General features: G+C 73.0%; 16 protein-coding genes and 1 pseudogene. 3 read left to right on the top strand and 14 right to left on the bottom strand.

What is annotated here, in order from left to right; genetic code table 11:
• A pseudogene (locus tag AC067J_RS42990) lies at positions 1 to 184 on the top strand (hypothetical protein); the annotation flags it as partial.
• A 255-nt stretch (positions 185 to 439) separates the two neighbouring features.
• On the top strand, positions 440 to 799 hold the full coding sequence (locus tag AC067J_RS42985; protein WP_478308310.1) for a UBP-type zinc finger domain-containing protein: 360 nt from the start codon (positions 440 to 442) through the stop codon (positions 797 to 799).
• Between the two features lie 5 nt (positions 800 to 804).
• Here the strand turns inward: AC067J_RS42985 and AC067J_RS42980 are convergent, their stop codons facing one another.
• The 3 genes from AC067J_RS42980 to AC067J_RS42970 all read right to left on the bottom strand — a co-directional run bounded on the left by AC067J_RS42980 (position 805) and on the right by AC067J_RS42970 (position 4,724).
• Positions 805 to 1,749, bottom strand: coding sequence for a DUF5996 family protein (locus tag AC067J_RS42980; protein WP_478308309.1), 945 nt, complete (start codon positions 1,747 to 1,749; stop codon positions 805 to 807).
• 269 nt (positions 1,750 to 2,018) lie between these two features.
• Positions 2,019 to 3,284, bottom strand: a complete 1,266-nt coding sequence (locus AC067J_RS42975) for an FAD-dependent monooxygenase (RefSeq protein ID WP_478308308.1) — start codon at positions 3,282 to 3,284, stop codon at positions 2,019 to 2,021.
• A 546-nt stretch (positions 3,285 to 3,830) separates the two neighbouring features.
• Complete coding sequence (locus AC067J_RS42970) at positions 3,831 to 4,724, bottom strand: LysR family transcriptional regulator (protein WP_478308307.1); 894 nt, start codon at positions 4,722 to 4,724, stop codon at positions 3,831 to 3,833.
• Positions 4,725 to 4,925: 201 nt separating this feature from the next.
• Between AC067J_RS42970 and AC067J_RS42965 the strand changes: the two genes are divergently transcribed.
• Positions 4,926 to 5,498 carry a DUF6817 domain-containing protein gene (locus AC067J_RS42965; RefSeq protein ID WP_478308306.1) on the top strand — a complete coding sequence of 191 codons (573 nt, stop codon included), beginning with the start codon at positions 4,926 to 4,928 and terminating at the stop codon, positions 5,496 to 5,498.
• Between the two features lie 136 nt (positions 5,499 to 5,634).
• Here the strand turns inward: AC067J_RS42965 and AC067J_RS42960 are convergent, their stop codons facing one another.
• From AC067J_RS42960 to AC067J_RS42910, 11 genes are all read right to left on the bottom strand, one after another.
• Positions 5,635 to 6,420 carry a bestrophin-like domain gene (locus tag AC067J_RS42960; protein ID WP_478308304.1) on the bottom strand — a complete coding sequence of 262 codons (786 nt, stop codon included), beginning with the start codon at positions 6,418 to 6,420 and terminating at the stop codon, positions 5,635 to 5,637.
• A gap of 408 nt (positions 6,421 to 6,828) precedes the next feature.
• Entirely contained in the window at positions 6,829 to 8,178 is a 1,350-nt protein-coding gene (locus tag AC067J_RS42955; RefSeq protein ID WP_478308303.1) for an MFS transporter, read from the bottom strand.
• Complete coding sequence (locus tag AC067J_RS42950; RefSeq protein WP_478308302.1) at positions 8,171 to 9,370, bottom strand: cytochrome P450 family protein; 1,200 nt, start codon at positions 9,368 to 9,370, stop codon at positions 8,171 to 8,173. Before AC067J_RS42950 ends, AC067J_RS42955 begins: the two co-directional genes overlap by 8 nt.
• 47 nt (positions 9,371 to 9,417) lie before the next feature.
• Entirely contained in the window at positions 9,418 to 10,092 is a 675-nt protein-coding gene (locus tag AC067J_RS42945) for a DUF5825 family protein (protein ID WP_478308301.1), read from the bottom strand.
• A complete protein-coding gene (locus AC067J_RS42940; RefSeq protein WP_478308300.1) occupies positions 10,073 to 12,031 on the bottom strand; it encodes a RiPP maturation radical SAM C-methyltransferase in 1,959 nt (652 codons plus the stop codon). The genes AC067J_RS42945 and AC067J_RS42940 overlap by 20 nt, the downstream gene beginning before the upstream one ends.
• Before the next feature lie 79 nt (positions 12,032 to 12,110).
• Positions 12,111 to 12,272 carry a hypothetical protein gene (locus tag AC067J_RS42935; protein WP_329875716.1) on the bottom strand — a complete coding sequence of 54 codons (162 nt, stop codon included), beginning with the start codon at positions 12,270 to 12,272 and terminating at the stop codon, positions 12,111 to 12,113.
• The gene (locus tag AC067J_RS42930; protein WP_478308298.1) at positions 12,269 to 14,227 is read right to left on the bottom strand and encodes an alpha/beta hydrolase family protein; all 1,959 of its coding nucleotides are present in this window, start codon (positions 14,225 to 14,227) and stop codon (positions 12,269 to 12,271) included. The genes AC067J_RS42935 and AC067J_RS42930 overlap by 4 nt, the downstream gene beginning before the upstream one ends.
• Positions 14,228 to 14,530: 303 nt before the next feature.
• Positions 14,531 to 15,376, bottom strand: a complete 846-nt coding sequence (locus AC067J_RS42925) for a carbohydrate ABC transporter permease (RefSeq protein WP_478308297.1) — start codon at positions 15,374 to 15,376, stop codon at positions 14,531 to 14,533.
• Positions 15,376 to 16,305: a carbohydrate ABC transporter permease gene (locus AC067J_RS42920; protein WP_478308296.1), complete on the bottom strand. Its 930-nt coding sequence runs from the start codon at positions 16,303 to 16,305 to the stop codon at positions 15,376 to 15,378. Before AC067J_RS42920 ends, AC067J_RS42925 begins: the two co-directional genes overlap by 1 nt.
• 174 nt (positions 16,306 to 16,479) lie before the next feature.
• Entirely contained in the window at positions 16,480 to 17,745 is a 1,266-nt protein-coding gene (locus tag AC067J_RS42915) for an extracellular solute-binding protein (RefSeq protein WP_478308295.1), read from the bottom strand.
• A gap of 633 nt (positions 17,746 to 18,378) precedes the next feature.
• Complete coding sequence (locus AC067J_RS42910) at positions 18,379 to 19,140, bottom strand: DeoR/GlpR family DNA-binding transcription regulator (protein WP_478308294.1); 762 nt, start codon at positions 19,138 to 19,140, stop codon at positions 18,379 to 18,381.
• Positions 19,141 to 19,564 lie beyond the last annotated feature (424 nt).

Here is a 19,564-nt window from a genome sequence, read left to right as displayed (position 1 = left end):
GACCGTCTACCTCTCCGCCTCCGCGCTCACCGGCGTCGCACGGTTCGCGGTCCTGCGCCTGGTCGTCTTCGCACGCGACCGCTCCCGGGCCGCAGGCGCGGTCCCGACCGTCCACCCCGTGCCGGCGACCCTGGCCCGCACCACCGCCCCGACCGACCCCGCGGCCCTCTGCCGCGCCGCCTGACCGCTCCACGGGGGGCGGCTCGCACACTCCCCACCTCGTCGTCGAGCCGGAGCACCTCGCTGCCCACCGGGCCGCTGCCGCTCCCTCCAGCCATGCGCGGCCCCGGCCGGAACGCCTACGCTGAGGAGGTCCGACTGCTGCTCGCCGCGGTCTCTCCGCGCGAGCCGGCAGGTGGGGATCCGGACCGGCGGTCCGACGGTGCGGCGTCGACCTGCCGGACCGGCGCCCGACCGGCCCCGACGGGAGGCGTGTGCCATGGCTGACAGCCCGATCCGGGGGATCGACCCCTCCGCGCAGCCGAGCGGGGAGGGGTGTGTGGAGTGCCTGGCGGGTGACGGGCCGGGGTGGTGGTTCCACCTGCGGCGCTGTGCCGAGTGCGGGCACATCGGCTGTTGCGACTCATCGCCCTCACAACACGGTACGAGGCACGCCCGAGAGGCGGAGCACCCGTTCCTGGTCAGCTTCGAGCCCGGTGAGGCGTGGTTCTGGAACGTGGAGACCGAGCAGTACTACGAGGGGCCGGAACTGGCGGCGCCCGCCGCGCACCCGGCCTCGCAGCCGGTGCCCGGTCCGCCGGGCAAGGTCCCCGCCGACTGGCAGTCGCACCTGCACTGACCTGCTCAGAGCGGCGGGTCGGGCAGCTGCGCGGCCGTGATTCCGCCCGGGCAGGCGAGGCCGCCGACGTCCCAGCCGGCGCGGGTGGCGCCGGCCTGGTACGCGCTCTCGTAGAACGCGAGCACGGCCGCGCGTGGATCGGCCTCGGAGCGGGCCGCGTCGTAGCGCAGGACCGCCAGGTGGCTGTCCTCCAGCGCGGTCCACCGGGCGGACGCGGGTGTGAGCCGGTCTTCGGCCAGGTGCGGGGGCTCGGGAGTCGTGTACGAGTAGAAGGCCGGTTCGCCGAGGTCGGCGTCCCCGAACCAGAACCCGAAGCTGATCAGCTCCCGGGAGTACGCCTCGCGGGTCACCGGGTCCACCTGTGGCGGCTGGTCGAGGCTGTGCCCGGAGAACCGGGTGTGGGCGATGTCGAGTGAGTGCCAGAAGAGGTGGACGGGGCTGACCTTGCCCGAGAAGCGCGCCGCGAACTCCTCCAGCACCAGCCCGACCTGGCCGAGCACCTGCCAGAAGCGGTTCGCCGAGGCGGGATCGTAGGTCGCGTGCTCGAAGTCCTGGGCGAACGGCCGGTCGGAGTCGGCCAGCCGGTAGGGCCGGGGGACCCGGATCTCCACCCGGACGCCCATCGCTTCCAGCGTCTCCACGGTCTGCCGGTAGAACGAGGCGACGGACTGGCCGAGGAGGGGGAAGGACTCCGTCCTGCCGTCCGCTGTCGCGACGACCAGCCGGTGGTCGACGAAGTCGAAGTCGATCGTGAAGACCGGATTGCCGTCGACCTGTCCCATGGGCCGGGTGGTGATCCCGCGCCCGGTGAGGTGGAAGGGGACGTTCCACCAGTGGTTTCGCCGCACGCTCGCCGCGAGGCGGATCTTGCCCACCACCTGCGCGAAGCGGTGCAGCGTCTCCTTGGTGTCCCGCCACTCGGCGAGCGGCATCGCCGGGAACAGCTCCATCGCGTCATCCTCCTGCCGTCGGCCACAGTTCCATGATGACCACGACCTTGCGGAGGGGCCTGTTCGCCGGTGGCGTCGGACCGGGGTCGCCCGCGGCGGCGACGCCACCGAGGCGATCCGCCGGGGCACGAGCACGGCGGCGCCGCCGTGGCGGGCACGGCAGCAGGTGAGCCCGGCGTGACGCCCGGGGCCCCGGCCGGCCGCTCCGGCGTCAGCCGCGCCCGCCGTGGTGACCACGCGGCACCTCGCCGAAGCCCGGTCGGTCCGTCTCACCCGCGGAGCGGCCCCTGATCGGCGGTGACGGCGGGGACCGTCCAGGACGGGTGGGTGTTGACCTGGGCCGCGGTGGCCCCGGACAGCCTCTTGTAGCGGGTCGCGATCCGCTCGGCCTCCCCGACGGGAAGGGCCCCGCCTTTCTCCTCGGCCCGGGCGATGGACTCCTCCGGTCCCAGGTCCCGGTTGGCCAGGACGATCGCGTTGACGGCCGGCCGGCGCATCCGGTCGTAGCGGCGGAGCGCGGTCTCGGCGTCGTCGTCCCGGGCCAGGCACCAGGCCAGTACCCGGCCGTCGACGATCGACTGCGACCCTCCGTTCATGCCCATGGGGAACATCGGGTGTGCGGCGTCGCCGAGGAGGGTGACCCGTCCGAAGCTCCAGCGCGGCAGGGGGTCACGGTCGGTCATCGGGTACTCGACGATCGCCGAGGAGCGTTCGGCGAGCGTCGCGAGGTCGATCCACGGCAGGTTCCACGACGACAGCCCGGCGCGGGCCTCCGCCGCGCCGACGCGGCGGCCGGGGCCGCCCGGGGGCGGGGCGGACGGCCCGTGCCGCACCTCCAGCACCCAGTTCACCAGGGCGTCGGCGGTCGCGGCCGTGGGGTCCTCGACGGGGTAGGCGACGAACTTCGCGCCGGGGGTGCCCCCGGTCACCACGATCGAACGGCCGTCGAGGACGTGCGGGTGCCGTGCGACCCCACGCCACATGTGGACGCCGTTCCCGTTCGGAGGGTTCTCGTCCGGGTACAAGCGGCTGCGGACCACGGAGTCGATGCCGTCCGCGCCGACCAGCACGTCGGCGTCGTCGACCACGGGCAGGCCGTCCGCCCGGTCCAGGAAGTGGGCGCGGACGCCGTCCGCGCCCTGCTCGAACCCCTGGAACAGCAGGCCGGTACGGACCGAGTCCGGCCCCAGCCGCTCGCGCACCGCCGCGAGCAGCAGCATCTGCAGACGGCCGCGGTGCACGGAGTACTGCGGCCAGCGGTACCCGGCGGCGCGTCCCAGCGGCTCCTCCCAGACCGTCGCGCCCGCCCGGTCGCGGTAGCTCAGCCGATGCGGGGGCAGCGCGACGGCGGCCAGCTCGCCGTCCAGGCCGAGTTCGGAGAGCTCCCGGACGGCGTGCGGCAGCAGGTTGATCCCGACGCCGACCGCCTCGACCTTCCGCGCCGCCTCGTACACCCGTGGCGCGAAGCCGGCGGCGTGCAGGCTCAGGGCGCAGGTCAGCCCGGCGATGCCGCCGCCGACGACGGTCACTCTCATCTGTCTGTCCTCGCCCTTCGCCGGGGCCGCGGGTCCGGCCGACGCCCTGTCACCAGCCTCGGTGCCCCGGCCGCGCGCGTCCGATACACAGCGGTGATGACAGCGGTCACGACCGCTGTTCGCACACCGGACCACCGTACCGCCCCACCGGCGCGCGGCAGGTCGGGTTCCGTCACAACTACTTTCACAACTACCTTTTTCGGAAGCTGGGCTGACGGTCCGTCAGGTCTCGGGCTCCGTACGATCGAGTACGTCGTCGCGGTGACGGAGGAGCGGTGGTCGGTTCGTCCGGCCGAGGGCGCGGGCGCATCGTTGCCTCGGCCGACGGGGTTGCGGGCCGGGGCCGGGGCCGGGGTCGGTGGACGCGGGCCTGCGGGGCGATCCCCACTGCGGCGGGCACGGCGGGCACGACGGGCACGACGGCGAGGCCGATCGCGGTCGGGCCGCCGCCTGGAAGCGGCCGGTCCCACCGACTTGTTGACGCCGAGTCTGGCGAAGATCGGGAGTCGGGAACCGGGAGTGGGCCCCGGACCCGCCCGGAAGCCCCTACCGTCGCGCGCCGCAGTTGTCCGCGACGGTGTCCGCGAAGGCCCGGGCCAGCGGGGAGAGGGTGTCCCAGTGGCGGACCGCCCAGCCGGCGGTGAGGACGGGAAGGGCCGGGAGGGGGATCAGCCGCAGGCCGGGGTGGCCGGGGGTCTGCCACTCGGGCAGGGCCGGCACCACGGCCTGGCCGAGGCCGAGTTCGGCCAGCAGGATCGCGGTGTCCCAGTCCGCGACACTGGTGTCGAAGACCGCTCGGATGCCGGACCTCGCGAGCCAGGCGTCGAGCTGGGAGCGCGAGATCGAGTTCTGCGGCAGCCCGATGAGCCGGGCGCCCTGGAGGTCGGCCGGGTCGACGTGGGTGCGGCCGGCGAGCGGGTCCCCGGCGGCCACGGCGAGCACCCAGGGGAGGTCGAGCACCGGCCGCTGCGCGATGCCCCGGACGGGGGAGCCGAGGGTGGTCCAGGCGAGGTCGACCCGGCCGGCCGCGAGCGACTCGAAGCAGCTGCGGCTGGAGACCTCCGTCTGGAACTCCAGGCTCACCCCGGGGTAGCGGCGCCGGAAGTCGACGACGGCCGCGGACATGAAGTGCCGGATGCTGGTGGCGCCCGTCGTGATCCGCACCGATCCGCCTTCCCCGCGGGCGAGTTCGTCGATGCTGCGCAGCGCTTGGTCGATGCCGCCGAGGCTGTCGACGGCCGCCGCCCTGAGCACCTGCCCGGCCTTCGTCGGCACGACGCCGCGGGGGTGGCGTTCGAGCAGCACGACGCCCAGTTCGCGTTCGAGCCGCTTGACGTGCTGGCTGACGGCGGACTGCGTGCACGAGAGCTGACGGGCGACGGCGCTCAGCGAGCCGGCCCGGCACACGGCGGCGAAGACGCGGAGATCATCGAGGGTCACGCCGGCCACAGTACGCCGCGCCCGGTTCCAAGCCTGACCTTGGGGGTTTCCCAGCAAATACCTGGATTGACTTGGGTGTCCGCGGGGCGCGACCATCGCTGCAGGGCCCAGGGCGGCAACCCGCCGACTCCCCCCGTGTGTTCCGGACGCACGGCGGGGCGCGGCGGGTGCCGACCCGCAATCCTGTGAGGAGCACGTGAGTTGACGCTCGATCAAGCCGTTGCCCTGCTGCGCGAGCTCGGTGCGGCGGAGCTCGCCCACCCCGGTGGCACCCTGCTGGACCACCTGGAACGCGTCCGCCGGCAGCTCTCCGACTGGGGCGCCCGCCCCGCCCTCCAACTGGCCGGCCTCTGCCACGCCGTCTACGGGACGGACGGCCTCCCGGGCGCCCTCCTGCCGCTCGACCGCCGGGCGGACCTGGTCGCCGTGATCGGCCCCGAGGCGGAGCGCCTCGTCCACCGGTACGCGAGTTGCGACCGCGGCGCCACCTACCCCGGCCTGTCCGGCCCGGCCCCCGTCCTCCACGACCGCTTCACCGGCCGCACGCGCGATCTGGACCCGTCCGACGCCGGCGACCTCGCCGAGTTGACCGCCGCCAACGAACTCGACATCGCGCGCATCGACCCGGCCTTCCGCGAACGGTGGGGTGCGGACCTGCACGCCCTGTTCACCCGGTGGCGGCCCCTGCTGAGCCCGTCCGCCCACGACACCTGCCGGGCCGTCCTCGCCCCGCACGGCATCGGCCCCGACCCTGCGGAGCCCCGGCACCGGTAGGCGGCCGCCGTCCTCCTGCCGGATGCCGGATGCCGGAGGCGCCACGGCGGCGACCTCGCCGAACCACTCGATCGTGCAGCTCGCGCAGGTGCCCGGGGGCCGTCGCGGCGGGCCGCCTGCCCGGCGATGCCGCCGGTCACCAGAAGCGGGCGAGGGCGCTGTCCTTGAACGGCTGGGGGGAGACGCTCAGGTCACCGGCGAAGGGCCGGTCGAGGACGATGACGAGGAGCAGGCTGAAGCCGACCAGTGCGGCGGTCGAGCCGATGAAGAGCAGCCGCAGCGGCCGGTTTCGGATGCCGTACAGCAGGGTGAGCAGCGTGATCACGGCCGCGCCGCCGAAGATCAGCGTCTGCAGGAGCACCGGCAACCGCGCGTGGCTGTCGGCGATCCTGGCCCGGCGGTGGGCGGCGACTTCGTTGAGGCTGTCCAGCGCATGGTCGTAGAACGCCTGCTCGGACACGGTCTGCGGCTCGTAGTCGATGAGCACCTGGTACATCGTGTCGACCGCCTGGGTGGTGGCCGCCGAGTCGCCCCGGCCGGTCCTCATGAGCGGCCACTGGTGCTCGACGACGGCGTGGACGTAGCCGTGGACGGCCCGGTGCACGGCCTCGCGGGTCTCCGGTGGGAACCCCTGTGCGTCGCGGGCGATCTGGGACACGGAACTCGCCTCGGCGGCGACGACCGCGTCGGCGTCATGGAGGTTGGTCCACAGGTTGACGATGACGAAGGCGAGGATGATCCCGTAGATCGCGCCGAACAGGCTGAGCAGCACACCGATCACGTCGTTGTTCTCGCCGTCGGCCAGGGCCGGGTAGCGGCGAGCGGTCACGACGCTGCCGGTCAGCGCCAGCAGCAGGAAGCCGCCGACCACCAGGAGGGTGAGAAGTGCGGTGGGGATGTGGTTCAGCAGCCAGAGTTCCACGCGTCTTCTTGTCTGTCGGCTGCGGGGTGTGTCGGTGGGCTCCCGGCAGTCTCGGGCACGGAGGCCGCGACGCCCGGGACGACACGCCGTACCCGGCGGACCGACATCCCCGATCAGGTCGGGGGACCGAGTCGGGCGCGTGCTCCCGGAGCGGCACCCGGGGGTACGGGGCCGACGGCGGCGCCCCCGGGTCGACCTGACCAGGTGAGAATCCGGGGAGGCGCCGAGCACCGTACCGCGCGGCGGCGTACCAGGTCCATCAGGCCGCCGGCGCGCGGCGAGCCGGCGGGCCACAAGGACCGGTACGGCAACGGCCTGTCAGGTGTTCGCACGTCTGTGAGGGTGGGCTGTACCTCGGTCCGTCGCGAGGGTGGTCCCCCGGCGGAGCCGGATCGCGGGGTGGTGGCCTCACAGTTCGCGGATCTCACGCCTGGTCAGCGCGTACCCGAACGCGCCCAGCAGGCAGAGCCCGGTCGTCGCGAACACCCCCCGGCTCCCGAACGCGTCCACCGCCGCGCCGGCCGCGATCACCGAGACCGGGAAGACCCCCAGCGCGCAGAAGGTGATGGCCGCCATGACCCGTGCCAGCAGCGCGGGCGGCGTGCTCTTCTGCACGCCGGTGACGACCAGGACGTTGGTCACCGTGCTGGCGCCGCCGGCCAGGCAGAGCAGCAGCACGGCGCCGACGATGCCGGTGAACGGCACCAGGCCGATCGCCGCACCCATCACCAGGCCGGAGAGCATCGCCGTGCGGCCCCGCGAGCGCAGGTCGGTGAGTCCGGCCGCGAACAGGCCGCCGACCAGCGCGCCGCCGGTGAACGCGGCCAGCAGCAGGCCCAGCCCGACGGCACCGGCGGCGAAGCCGTCGGTGGCCAGGGTCGGCAGGGCGACCCGGGTGGCACCGCCCACCGTCAGGTTCGCGATCACCGTCACCGTCAGCACCGCGCGCAGCAGTGGCGATTCCCGCAGCAGGACGCGGAAGTTCCTCGGTACGGAGGCACGTTCGGAGATCGGACGGGGCGGTGTGACGAGGCTGCCGCGACCGATGAGCAGCAGCGTCGCCGCCGACACGGCGAAGGTCGCCGCATCCAGGCCCAGGGCGGCGGCCGGGTTCAGCCAGGCGACCAGCGGGCCGGCCACCGCCGGACCGACCAGACCGGCACCGAAGGTGACCGTGCTGTTCAGCGCGTTGCCCGCGTGCAGGTCCTCGGCGGGCAGCAGGGCCGGGGTGATCGCCCAGGCGGCCGGCAGGAACACCCCCGCCCCGAGGCCCACCAGCAGGGCGAGCCCGCCGATCAGCCAGAACGCCGGCGCCCCGCCGGCGGCGACCGCGCACAGCCCGGCGGTGGCGAGCAGCCGGCCGAGGTCGGCGGCCAGCATCACCCGCCGGGCGCCGAACCGGTCGGCGAGTACCCCGCCGAGCGGGGTGGCGGCCAGTCGTCCCGCGCCGTAGGCGGCGACCACCAGGCTCAACTGGCGGGCGCCTCCACCGAGGGAGTAGACCAGCAGCGGCAGGGCGACCACCTGGAACGCGTTGCCGAACTCCGAGGTGGCCTGCCCGATCACCAGCAGCCGGTAGCCGCGCGAGCGCAGCGGCGCGAGGCCGATCCGGGGGCGGAACCGCAACAGCCCCGCTGCGCCGCCCGTCCCTGCGTCGCCCGCGCCGCTCGTGCTGTCCGTCCCTGCGCCGCCCGTCCCCGTGCTGCCTGCGCTCGCGCCGCCCGTCCCGGCGCCGCCCGTGCCCGTACTGCTAGCCATCGAGAGATACCGGCAGCGACTCCAGACCGCGCAGCATGATCGTGTTGCGCCAGGGCAGGGTCGCCTCCGCGGCGGCCAGCTCGATCCGTGTGAAGCGCTCCAGCAGGCCGGTCAGCGCGACCTCGCTCTCCAGCTTGCCGAGGAAGGAGCCGAGGCACCGGTGCAGGCCCTGCCCGAAGGCCAGGTGGCCCGGATCACCCCGGTCGAGGATCAACCGGTCGGGATCGGTGAAGCGGGCCGGGTCCCGGTTGGCCGCGCCCAGCGAGAGCAGCACCAGTTCGTCCGCCGGGATCTCCACGTCGTCGACCGTCACCTCGGCGTTCGTGAACCGCAGCGTGGCCATGCTCACCGGGGACTCGTAGCGCAGGAACTCGTCGATCGCGACCGGCATCGCCGCCGGGTTGGCGCGCAGCCAGGCGAGCTGGTCGGGGTGGTGGAGCAGGGCCAGGGTGGCGGTGCCGAGCAGGTTGACGGTGGTCTCGTGACCGCCGATCAGCAGCAGGAAGACCATCGAGAACACCTCCTGCTCGCTGAGCTCGCCGGCGTCGCGGGCCTGCACCAGGTCGGTCAGGATGTCCGTCTGCGGCGACGCCCGTCGGGCCTTCATCAACTCCCGCAGGTAGTCGTTCAGTTCGGTGGTGGCCTGCTGGAACGTCATGTCGCCGCCCTGGGTGAGGATCGCGGTCGACCAGGTGCGGAAGGCCTGCATGTCCTCCGGGGGGAAGCCCAGCAGCTCACAGATGATCATGATCGGCAGCGGGAAGGCGAAGTCCGTCACCAGGTCTGCGGTCTCCTGCCCGCGCAGCCCGTCCAGCAGGTCGCCGGCGATGCGCTCGACCAGCGGTCGCATCAGGTCGACCCGCCGGCGGGTGAAGACGCCCTGGATCAGCCGGCGCAGCCGGGTGTGGTCCGGCGGGTCGCTGTTGAGCATGTGGACGACCTCCGAGCCGAGCGTCAGGCCGGAGCCCCGCCCGCTCGCGATGGCCTGGCTGCGGCGGACGTCCTGCCCGAACCGCGGGTCCATCAGCGCGGCCCGGACGTCCTGGTAGCGCGTCACCAGGTAGACCGGCAGGCCCTCGCCGAACTCCACGACGGAGACCGCGCCGGCCTCGCGGATCCGGGCGAGCGTGGGGTAGGGGTCGCGGATGAAGGCGGACATCCGCGCGGCGGCGTCGTCGACCGCGGTGCTCATGGATCTCTCCTCGGAGTCGGAACTCTCGCGGCCGCGCGGCCACCCGGCTACACCGTCAGCGACGGGAAGGGCCAGCGGCGCACCCGCATGGGCAGGAACCACGCGCGGCCGGCCTGTTCGGCGATCAGGCCGGCCACGGCGAAGTCCTGGTGGACGGCGTCCGGCAGCAGGCCGACCTCGACGCCCTCGGCCAGCGCGTCCAGCTGGGCCAGGTGGCCCGGCTCGTCGATGGTGAACAGCTCCAGCGTCCCGAACCGGCGGTCGCGCACCTCGACGAAGCCGGGGCCGCGCCGGAACACGCACTTGCTCGGGAAGTACGTGGCGCGCCAGTCGGCGACGACCTCCGGCGGGGCGCCGGTCAACTGCTCGGGCGGGTAGAGGTGGTGGAACCGGCGCCGCGCCGCGCAGCCGTCCGTGCAGACCGCCTCCCAGAGCACGGCCAGCCCCTGTCCGGTCGCCTCGCGCAGCAGCATCAGCGCCCGCGCGGAGGCCGCCGGCGCGTCCGCGCAGAGCCGCACCGGCTCGGTCAGCCGCAGGCAGCGGACCCCGGCGCGGTGCAGTTCGGTCACCTCCGCCTCCGCCGGGCCGGCCAGGGTGCGGCGACCGAGCGCGAAGCCCGGCAACTCCCTTGCGGCGGGGTCGTAGTCGAGCCAGAGCTCGACCTCCGGGCCGGCCGCGCGCCAGGCGGCGGCGTCGGTCCGTTCAGCCGATCGTGACGGCATCGAGCACCTCCTCGGCGCGAGGACGGACGGCGGCGGGGCCGTGCCGGTGCTGCATCCGCATCAGCACCTGGTTGTCGGACTCGACGGCGACCTGCAGGAAGCTGTCCCCGTCGTGGAACAGCAGGCCCAGCGCGGTGAAGCGCTCCAGCACCGGTTCGACCGCCGCCGCGCCGCCGGGGACCTTGGCGGCCAGCGCGGCGGGCGAGCGGGGCTGGGACAGCAGCCGGAAGGCGGCGAGCTCCACCGGATCGGTCAGCTCGACCACCCGCCAGTCGTACCCGGGCCGGGTGTTGACGAGCACGATCCGCCCGCCGGCCTCCCGGTAGCTGAGCCGACTGTCGGGGAACCGCGCGATCCAGGTGTCCACCGCCGCGCTCAGCCGCGCCGCGAGGTCGCCGCCGATCCCGCGCGGCGGAGCGGTGAACACGTAGGCGAGTTCGGCCAGTTCGCTCTCCGGGAGGCGGTAGGTCGCGCGGTACTGGAAGGCCGGCCGGGTGATCGCGAAGCCCAGCTCGGGGCGGTCGAAGTACGGGCTGAACCGCTCGATCGCGATCCTTCCCGCTCCGGTCGGCGGGTCCAGGTGGTGCAGGACGGGCAGTTGGCGGATCACCGACTCGTAGTCGGCCGGCTGCTCGCCGGGGAAGCCGTAGAGGTAGTTCCAGCTCACCGAGACCCCGGCGCTCTGCGCGTCCCGCAGCGCGCGGACGTTCTGGCAGCCCGTGACCCCCTTGTCCATGATCCGCAGGACCCGGGTGCTCAGGCTCTCGATGCCGGGCTGCACCTGGGCCGCGCCCGAGTCGCCGAGCAGCTGGAACTGGTGGCGGCGCAGGTTGGCCTTGATCTCGAAATGCAGCCGCAGGTCGACCGGGAGTTCGGCCAGCGACTTCAGGACGGTGTCGAAGTAGCCCATGTCCAGGATGTTGTCGACCACGTAGACGTCCAGCAGCTGGTGGCGTTCCGCGAGTGTGAGCACCTCGGCGAGGAAGTCCGCCGGCGGCTTGGAGCGGAACTCCATCGAGGAGCCGTTGAGCCCGCAGAAGGTGCAGTGGTGCTTCTCGCCCCACCAGCAGCCCCGGGAGCCTTCGAGGACCAGCTTGGGATCGACCCAGCCCGCCGCGACGGAGGCGTCGAGCCGCTCGAAGAAGCCGTCGTAGCGGGGCGTCAGGATCGCCGCGGGCGGCAGCGGACGCTTCGACATCTCGTTGGCCGTCGACCTCCCCGAGTCGTCGCGCCAGCACAGGCCGGGGACGGCGGAGAGGTCGCCGCCTTCCAGGAGCGCCGGGAAGGCGGCCTCGCCCTCGCCGCGCACCACGTAGTCCAGGAAGGGGAAGTTGCGGTGCAGCGCGGCACCCTGCGGACCGTCGCAGTTCGCGCCGCCGAACACCGTGCGCACCTGCGGGCACCGCTGCTTGAGCAGCTTCGCGGCGGCGAGGCTCGCCGTGTTCTGCTGGAAGGTGGTGGTGAAGCCGACCAGGTCCGGCGGGTCGGCGGCGAGTTCTTCGACCAAGCGGGCGATGAACGCGGGGGCGATCGCGCGGGTGGCCCGGGTCAGCGCGATCTCCTGCTCGCTCGCGCCGTTGCCGGCCAGGTGCTCGAAGTAGCTCGCGAACGCGGCGTCGTCGGCATCGCCGTCGTCGCTGTCGCCGGGGTGGCCGTCGGTGCCGCCGTCGCTGTCGCCGGGGGCCGGGCCGTCGTCACCGTACAGCGCGCCGGCGAACGCCCAGTCGCCCGCTCCCTGGAAGTAGGACTTCTCGGAGAAGTACTGGTAGTCGTCCACCCCGAAATCCGCGGTCTCGGCCGCCCAGTCCACGAAGTCCAGGTTGGCGTACCGCACTTCGACCCGATGGCCGGCGCGTGCGGCGGCGGTGTGCAGGATCCCGAGCGCCAGCGACGGCACGTCGATCGCACCCCAGGGCATGTGCAGCAGGACGATACGCATGATGGCCACTTCTGTCGTTCGCAGGCGGTCGGCGAGGTGTCGCTCCGGGGCACCGCAGGCGCCCCGGAGCGACGGTGGGTCACTTGCCCTTGAGCTCCGGCTTCGGCTTCGGCTGCCCCTTGAGGGCAGGCGCGACCGCTGTGGCCTTGGTGATGTCGAGCGCGAAGTTCTGGACCACGACGGCGCCCCGGTCACGCTCCGGGGTGCTGATCGGGTCGTTCTGGATGCTGCGTCGCTTCATGGCTGTTCACCTCCTTCCGTCGGCTCGGCGGGTACCCCGGGGCGGTCGCCCCGAGGTGCTCGGGGGAGCGGTGCCGGCCAGGCGTGCCCGGCGAACCGGACCATCGCGGCCAGCACCGATCGGTGGTCGGCGGTCCGGCGGCTGTAGTGGCCGCCGTCCACCCAGAGCAGCTCGTGCGGCACCGCCAGCCGGCGCAGGTCCTCGGCGTACCGGGCCACCTGCTCGGGCGGGCACCGCTCGTCGGTCCGTGAGGCGACCAGGAGGACGGGCGAGCGGACCCGGTGCACGTACGACCGCGGGTCGGCCGCGCGGTAGCGCTCGGGAACCTCGTCCGGGGTCCCGCCGAAGAGCTGCCGGTCGAGCTCGCGCAGCGCGGGGGTGGTGGAGCGGTAGGCGGCGGGGTAGTCCGCGATCGGCTGGGCGGCCATGCCGAGCGACCACAACTCCGGCTGCGCGCCCACCGCCAGCAGGGTCAGGTAGCCGCCCCACGAGAATCCGCACAGGCCGGTGCGCTCCGCGAGCGCCGTACCGTCGGCGACCAGTTCCGCGCGGACGGCGGCCAGGTCCTCGATCTGCGCCAGCCCGACCCGGTGGCCGTACTCGTGCTGCCAGCGGGCGCCGTAGCCGGTGGAGCCGCGGTAGTTGGTGCGCACCACCGCGTAGCCGTGGCCCACCAGGGCGTTCACCCGCGGGTCGTAGGAGTCCCGGTCGTGGGTGGCGGGGCCGCCGTGCACCAGGAAGAGGGTCGGCCACGGGCCGTCGCCGGCCGGTGTGCTGACGAAGCTGTGGATCCGTCCGTACGGCCGGGGCGTCCAGCGCCGGCTGCGGGAGGTGTCGCCCGGGTCGGGACCGGGGTGGTCCGCCGCCTCCGGGCCGGTGCCGGTGCCGGTGGCCGCGCCGGGGCGCAGCACCAGTGGGCGGGGCGGTGTCGACTCCCGGCTCCAGACGCAGTGCAGGGTGCCGTCCGGGGCGCAGGACAGGTCGTGGATCGTGCCGCCGGGCGTGCTGATCTCCCGGGCGGGCGGAGCCAGTCCGGCCGGGCCCGGTGCCGCCGGGCCCGGTTCCGTCGGCCCTTCTTCCGTCGGCCCTTCGTCCGCGGGCCCCTGTTCCGCGGGCCCTCGGCCGGCCGGCCCGGGCTGCGACGCCGCCTGTCCCGTGGACGGGTCGAGGTCGGCGAGGAGCAGGCGGCTGCGCCCGGCCCGCTCGTGCTGGATCAGCACCCCGCGCGGCCCCTGGTACCACCCGGCTGAGATCTGCGAGTCGAACGACAGCCTCGGGTACCTGCGCAGCCCCGTGCCCGCCCGCCAGGTCGCGACGGTGTACCGCTCGTCCTCCTCGACCACCAGCAGCAGTTCCGGCTCGACCACCGCGAGCGGGTTGAACTCGATCGGCCAGAGCCGCAGTCGGCCGTCCCCGGCGAGCCGCGACGGACCGTCCGCCCGGGCGTCGGTCGGCCACAGGACCACCGCGTCGTCCCCGTCGGGCTGCCCGCTCAGGGCGAGCAGCCGACCGTCCGGCGACAGGTCGGCCAGGCCCAGGTACCCCGGTGCCGAACCGACCAGCCGGGCCTTGCCCGCGGGCGGTCCGACGTAGCAGTGCGAGGCGTCGCCGACGCCGACGGCCACCGCCGCGAGCGTGCCCGTCCGGTCGAAGGCGACGCCGTACGCCCGCCCGCGCGGCACGCCGTGCAGCGCCGCGCCGTCCGCTCCGCCGGTGAACGGCTCGCGCCGCCAACGCCCCTCTCCGGCGCTGTCGGCGTCGAACCACCAGATGGCGTCGCCGTCCGGCTCGATCTCGCTGAGGTGGACGCCCCCGGGCCGGTCGGTGACCACCCGGCGCCGACCCGTCCTCAGGTCCCAGGCGACCGCCTGCCAGCGCTCCTCGACGAGCCGCGTCTCGACCGCGCGGTCGGCCGCGAGCGCGGCGAAGCCGGGGGACTGGAACGCCTGCGTCACGGACCCGGCCCTTCCGCTCGATGATGGGAACAGGCTGCGCTGAACGTCCGGGGCGCCAGTGAACCGGCGTGAGGGGAAGGGCACGTGTCGAGGATCGCGGTCACTCTAGGGGGGTGCCGGGGCGGCGACCAGACCTCTCGCACAGTTGGCCGAAAGACGGCTGAAGTGAATACGGTCGGCAGGAAGTGTGGATGTGCCGGGAACGAACGGTGGGAAAGGGCGGAGCCGGTCGGGTGGACAGCGCCCCGGCCCCGGGCGTGGTCCCGGCCCCGGCCCCGGATCCGGCGGGGACCGGGACCGGGGCTACTTGACGGAGCCCGCGGTGAGCCCTGACACGACGTGCCGCTCGATGACGGCGAAGAGGACGACCACCGGCACGATGGCGATGACGGAGCCGGCGAAGAGGTAGTTCCACTGCACGCTGTAGTTGCCGACGAAGCTGTTGATCCCGACCGTCAGGGGCTGGCTGCCGGGCTCCGTGGAGAGGGTCAGGCCCATGACGAACTCGTTCCAGGCGGAGATGAAGGTGAAGATCACCGCGGTGACGACGCCCGGCACGGCCAGCGGCAGGACCACCCTGCGCAGCGTCCCGAGCCGGCTCAGGCCGTCGAGCATGGCCGCCTCCTCCAGGGCCACCGGGATCGAGCCGATGTAGGCGGTGAGGATCCAGATCGTGAACGCCAGGTTGAAGGCGGCGTTGCAGAGGATCAGCGTCCAGACCGAGTTGAGCATGTCCAGCTGGTAGAACTCGCGGTAGAGGCCCACCAGGAGCGCGGTCGGCTGGAACATCTGGGTGACCAGGACGAGCAGCAGGAAGAGCCTGCGGCCGCGGTACCTGATCCGGGCGGTGTAGTACGCGGCCGGCAGGGCGACCGCCAGGGCGAGCAGCGTGGAGCCGGCGGAGACCAGCAGGGTGACCCGGAGGTTCTCGCCGAGGGTGGACTCGCGCCAGACGTCGACCAGGTTGGACCAGGCGAACTCGCTCGGCAGGTACGTCGGGTCGCGCAGTTCGTCCGCCGGGCGGACCGCGGTGACGACCATCTCCAGGTACGGCAGGAGGAACAGCGCCGCCAGTCCCCAGGCCACCGCGGTGATCACGACGGTGCGGGGCCTGATCGGGCGTCGGACGCGCTCGGTGGGGCGGGGCATCAGCTCTCCTCCTCGTTCCAGCGGCTGACCTTGAGGAAGACGAGCACCATCAGGACGACCAGGGCGAAGTTGACGACGGACATGGCGGCGGACTCGGCGATGTCGGTGTTCTTCAACTGGTACATGAACACCGTCGTGGTGGCCGTGTCGCTGTTCGGGCCGCCCTGGGACATGCCCCAGATGACGGGGAAGGAGTTGAAGACGTTGATGAGGTTGATCACGAGGCCGACCAGGAAGGCCGGCCGCAGCAGCGGCAGGGTGATCCGCAGGTAGGCCTGCGCGGTCGACGCCCCGTCGACCCGCGCTGCCTCGTACAGCTCGGCGGGCACGGTCTGGAGGCCGGCGAGCAGGGTGTAGGTGGTGAAGGGCAGGGAGACGAAGACCGCCACGAACATCATCCAGGGCATGGCGGTGGCGGGGTCCCCGAGCCAGTCCTCGGGGGCGTCGACGATTCCCAGGTCCGACATCAGGGTGTTGAGCACGCCCGAGGTCTGGTTGAGCATCCACTTGAAGCCGATCGAGGTCATCAGGACGGAGGCGGCCCACGGGGCGATCAGCGCCCAGCGGGTGAACCTCCGGCCCGGGAAGCGCTGGTCGAACAGCTGGGCCAGGGCCAGTGAGACCAGCATCGTCACGCCGACCACGGTGACCGTCCAGACGACCGTGCGGACGAGGACCTGGCCGAGCTCGGGCTCGTCGAGGAGCTTGCGGTACTTGTCGAGGCCGGCCGCGCCGCGGACGAAGCCGCTGGTGCTGATGCGCAGGAAGGACGTGCGGACCATCTCGTAGACGGGCCACAGGACCACGAGTGCGATGAGCAGGACGGCCGGGGCGATCCAGGGCAGCGGGCCGAGCCTGGCGAGGCCGGAGCGGGCGGGGGCTCCCCGGCGGGGCCTCCGGGCCTTGGGAGCAGCGGACTTGAGGGACACGGGTGGTGCCTTCCGGGCGGAGGCGGCGGAGGGAGCGTGGCGGCGGGCGGGGCGTGGCGGACGGAGCGTGGCGGCGGCCCGGGGGGAGAGGGGGGAGAGAGGGGGAGCCGCCGCCGCACGGTGGTGCCCCGGCCACGGGACGGGAGGGCTGCTCGACCGGGCTGCTCGACCGGGCTACTTGCCGGCGACGGCGTCCTGGGCCTTCTTCTGGAGGTCACCGAGGACCTTGGCGGGCTCGTCGGCGACGGCGCTGCCGATGCCCTTCTTGAGTTCGGCGGAGACGGCGTCCCAGGCGGTGTCGCCGAGGGGGTAGAAGGAGGCGCCGGGCAGCAGGGCGAAGAAGGGTTCGAGGTCCTTGTGCTTGCCGTTGCTGCTCACCTCCTTGAGCGTGTCCTGCGTGACGGGCATGAGGTTGTACGTCTCGACGAACTTGAGCGTGTTCTCCTTGGAGTACGCGAAGTCGAGGAACTTCTTGATCTCCTCGGCGTGGCCGTTCTTCTTGAAGGCCATGGTCCAGTCGGCGACGCCGAGGGTGTTCTTGAGCGGGCCGCCCTTGCCGGGCACGGGCGCGACGCCGTAGTCGACCTTGCCCTCGGTGGCCATGGCGATGAGGGAGGGGTGGCCGTTGAGCATCGCGGTCTTGCCGGCGGCGAAGTCGGCGAAGGCGGTCTTCCGGTCGGTGGTGGCGGGGTTGGCGTAGGTGAGGCCGGTCTGGACGAGGTTGGCCTTCAGCCAGCCGAAGGTGTCGATGTTGGCCTGGCTGTTGATGGTGTAGGCCCCGTTCCGGCCGGCGTGGCCGCCGCCGTTGCCGAGTTCCCACAGCATGCTCTCGCCCTGGGCCTCCTCGGGGCCGAGCGGGAGGGCGTACGGGACGACGCCCGGCGCCTTGGCCTTCAACTTCTCGGCGGCCTGGCGGAGTTCGTCCCAGGTGGTGGGCGGCTGGGTGATGCCGGCCTGCTGGAAGAGGGCCTTGTTGTAGAAGAAGGCGCGGGCGGAGGAGACGAAGGGGATGCCGTACTGGGTGCCGCCGACCTTGCCGGCGTCGGCGAAGGTGCTTATGAGGTTGGCGAGGGTGCCGGTGGAGAGGACCTCCTCGGCCTTGTAGAGGAGGTCGTCGGCGACCTTGTCGGCGTAGCCCCCGGTCTGCAGGACGTCGGGGACGTTGCCGCTCTGGATCATCGTCTTGACCTGCTTGTCGATGTCGTTCCAGTTGACGATGTGGACATCGACCTTGATGCCGGGGTTGGCGGCGGTGAAGGCGGCGGCAACGCTGTCCCAGTAGGCCTTGGAGCTGTTGGTGGCCTTGTCGCCGTAGTCGGCGGCGACCAGCTTGAGGGTGACGTCGTCGCCGGATCCCCCGGAGCCGCCGCTGCCGCACGCGGTGAGGGCGAGTGCGGTGGTGGCGGACACCGCCGCGATGGTGAGGGCACGCTTGTTCATTGCCGTTTACCGCCTTCGTCCTGCGAACCCGCGTCCGGGCGGGATCGCTCCTGGGGTACAGAGCCGGGCACCGCGTCGGTGCTGCCGAGAAGCGCTGGGGGAGCGCTGGGTGAGCACTACGGGAGGGGTGGGGCTCTGCCGAGCTTGTCGGCTGTTGCAGCAGGCAGGTCGCTCGATCACCGGCCATTCGTGCTTGCTTGTGCTTGAAGATAGCCAGTTGCGAGCAAATGTGAAAGGTCCCTGCTGCGCTGCGAAGTATTCACGAGGCGCTCCCGGGCGGTCTAGGCGCTGTTACCGGACCGTTGTCGACCCGCGGTCCGCCGGTCGGTCCGCCCGGCGGGCCGCCGTCACCGGTCGCCGCTGGTGGTCGCGGGTGCGCCGGTGGTCGTGGCGGTCATGCGCAGAGGGACTTCTTGCCCTGTGCATGACAGGTGAGATCCTGGCGGACGGGCGGGAGTACCGCGTTCGAATCTGCTCGGATGATGCGCAAATGTGATGGAGACGGTGCTGCCCCTGCGCACCCGGCCAGGGAGCGGCGCACTCGGGTCTGTCGACGCCGCCCGGCCGGGCGGGGACGCGAGGACCACGACGGGGTGGCGGGGCGGGGGCTGCGACCCGGACGGCGCGGCGGGGTCAGGCGCGGAGCACCCGCACGCCGCAGGCGGTGACGGCCTTCTCCTGCGCGCCGGTCAACTCGTCGTCGGTGACGAGGTCGTGGATGTCCGTGAGTGGGCAGATCTCGGCGAAGGTGACCAGCCCGACCTTGCTGCTGTCCGCCAGTACGACGGCGCGCGCGGTGCTGCGGAGGAAGGCCCGGTCGGTGTGCGCCTCCATCTCGTCGTGCGTGGTGCAGCCCTCGCTGGCGGTGAGGCCGTCCACGCCGATGAAGGCGATGTCCAGGTTGTACTGCGAGAGCATCCTCTCGGCCGCCGGCCCGACCAGCTCGTAGCTCGCCGAGCGGGCGATGCCGCCGACCACCACCAGCCGGATCTCCGGCCGGACGATCAGGTCCGCGGCGATGTTGACGGCGTTGGTGACGATGGTGATCCCGCCCCCGCGCTCCGCCAGGACCCGGGCGAGTTCGCTGGTCGTGGTGCCGCCGGTGAGTCCGACCACGGCGCCTTCCGGGACGAGGCGCTCGGCGGCCAGGGCGATCCGGCGCTTCTCCGCCTGCCGCTTGCCGTGCCGGTGGCGCAGCGGGAGCTCCAGGTTGACGGAGCCGGTGACCGCCCCGCCGCGGGTGCGGTGCAGCAGGCCCTGGTTGTGGAGGTCCTGGAGATCGCGGCGGACCGTCGCGGTGGAGACACCCAGCAACTCCGCCAGCGCGTGCACATCGGCGCTTCCCGCTTCGGTGACGTGCGCGAGGATCTTGGCAGTGCGGTCAGCTTTGAGCATGCCCGGGAGTGTAGACGACACTTGGTCCGTACCGCAGCGACGGCAGCGGAACGCCCCGCCCGCGCTGCGGTCCAGGCAGTCGCGCGATGCCTCGTCGACGAACCCCGGCGCGATGTGCTCGAATCTGACTAGAGTCACGGTCGATCAATCATTTCCGATCGACGCGCGCTCTCCCTGCCGGCGTGGCCCCCGGGCCCGGAGCGACGGGACGCCCGAGGAGGGGGCCGCGTGTCCCGCCCTGCGGAGGCAACGACGTGGCCACCACTTCCATCGCACTGGCCGGTGCCCGGCTGGTCCTGCCCGGCGGTGTCGTCGAGGGCGACCGCCTCGCCGTCGAGGGCTCCCGGATCGCCGGTGTCGGCGGCGCCACCACGGCCGGCGACCTCGACCTGACCGGGTACACCGTCGTCCCCGGCTTCGTCGA

This window comes from Kitasatospora sp. NPDC042419 (assembly GCF_056437345.1).
This window is presented reverse-complemented; position numbering and strand designations above follow the sequence as displayed.

What these genes read in the sequence shown, in the direction of transcription:
- AC067J_RS42985 (WP_478308310.1), top strand. Translation starts at nt 440, where the DNA reads ATGGCTGACAGCCCGATCCGGGGGATCGACCCCTCCGCGCAGCCGAGC.
- AC067J_RS42980 (WP_478308309.1), bottom strand. Translation starts at nt 1,749, where the DNA reads ATGGAGCTGTTCCCGGCGATGCCGCTCGCCGAGTGGCGGGACACCAAG.
- AC067J_RS42975 (WP_478308308.1), bottom strand. Translation starts at nt 3,284, where the DNA reads ATGAGAGTGACCGTCGTCGGCGGCGGCATCGCCGGGCTGACCTGCGCC.
- AC067J_RS42955 (WP_478308303.1), bottom strand. Translation starts at nt 8,178, where the DNA reads ATGGCTAGCAGTACGGGCACGGGCGGCGCCGGGACGGGCGGCGCGAGC.
- AC067J_RS42950 (WP_478308302.1), bottom strand. Translation starts at nt 9,370, where the DNA reads ATGAGCACCGCGGTCGACGACGCCGCCGCGCGGATGTCCGCCTTCATC.
- AC067J_RS42945 (WP_478308301.1), bottom strand. Translation starts at nt 10,092, where the DNA reads ATGCCGTCACGATCGGCTGAACGGACCGACGCCGCCGCCTGGCGCGCG.
- AC067J_RS42940 (WP_478308300.1), bottom strand. Translation starts at nt 12,031, where the DNA reads ATGCGTATCGTCCTGCTGCACATGCCCTGGGGTGCGATCGACGTGCCG.
- AC067J_RS42935 (WP_329875716.1), bottom strand. Translation starts at nt 12,272, where the DNA reads ATGAAGCGACGCAGCATCCAGAACGACCCGATCAGCACCCCGGAGCGT.
- AC067J_RS42925 (WP_478308297.1), bottom strand. Translation starts at nt 15,376, where the DNA reads ATGCCCCGCCCCACCGAGCGCGTCCGACGCCCGATCAGGCCCCGCACC.
- AC067J_RS42915 (WP_478308295.1), bottom strand. Translation starts at nt 17,745, where the DNA reads ATGAACAAGCGTGCCCTCACCATCGCGGCGGTGTCCGCCACCACCGCA.
- AC067J_RS42910 (WP_478308294.1), bottom strand. Translation starts at nt 19,140, where the DNA reads ATGCTCAAAGCTGACCGCACTGCCAAGATCCTCGCGCACGTCACCGAA.